This window comes from Intrasporangium mesophilum (genome assembly GCF_054783095.1).
Window position 1 is genome coordinate 1 of the sequence record NZ_BAAGRF010000039.1, and the last position, 621, is coordinate 621.

The following is a 621-nucleotide window of genomic DNA, read 5'->3' on the forward strand; positions in this document are numbered from 1 at the left end:
ATGAATGGTTGGATAAACAACGGAGCCCCATCTTTTTAAGGATAGAGCCGTTGTTATCCTAATCCATATCTTTCAATATGGTTTGGACTATATCATAATCTGTTTATTTTCTATTTCGATTCATTCTTGCTTGAATAATTCTAATCTCATCTAATCCTTCTGGAGTTAAATGTAATTTACTTTCTAACATTGAATGAACTAATTTAAAATCTAAATAATCTAATGACTTAACAGTCAATAATGGATTTTGATCAAGAAAAGGAAATAAATTTTCTAATAAGTCTTTTCTATCTCGAATTCTATACTGCAATTTCATAGGAGTATCATTAATAACATATCCACATCCAAAAAATTTAACTAATTTTTCCATTAATTCTTTATCTCGAATGTGTTGAGTAATTGAAAACTCAAGTGATACTTGATATCCTAATTTAGTTGATTTATTTTTCGAAACACTTACATGAAAACATCCTTCTCCATCAATAAATCCTACAATCCAATTTGGACTAATTAAATTAGAATTATATAATTTTGTTAACATAATTAAATTATTATTATTAATAGGTTAAGGGAAATTTTAAATTGGGAAATTGTTTCTAAGGTACGATCATACCTTACTTA

General features: G+C 26.1%; 1 protein-coding gene. It reads right to left on the reverse strand.

Going from position 1 to position 621, the window contains the following annotated elements; all coding sequences use genetic code 11:
* Positions 1 to 103 precede the first annotated feature (103 nt).
* Positions 104 to 541, reverse strand: a complete 438-nt coding sequence (locus ACYVLP_RS23465) for an LAGLIDADG family homing endonuclease (protein ID WP_460629705.1) — start codon at positions 539 to 541, stop codon at positions 104 to 106.
* Positions 542 to 621 lie beyond the last annotated feature (80 nt).

Excerpts from the sequence above, each read along its gene's own strand:
- ACYVLP_RS23465 (WP_460629705.1), bottom strand. The coding sequence starts at position 541 with ATGTTAACAAAATTATATAATTCTAATTTAATTAGTCCAAATTGGATT.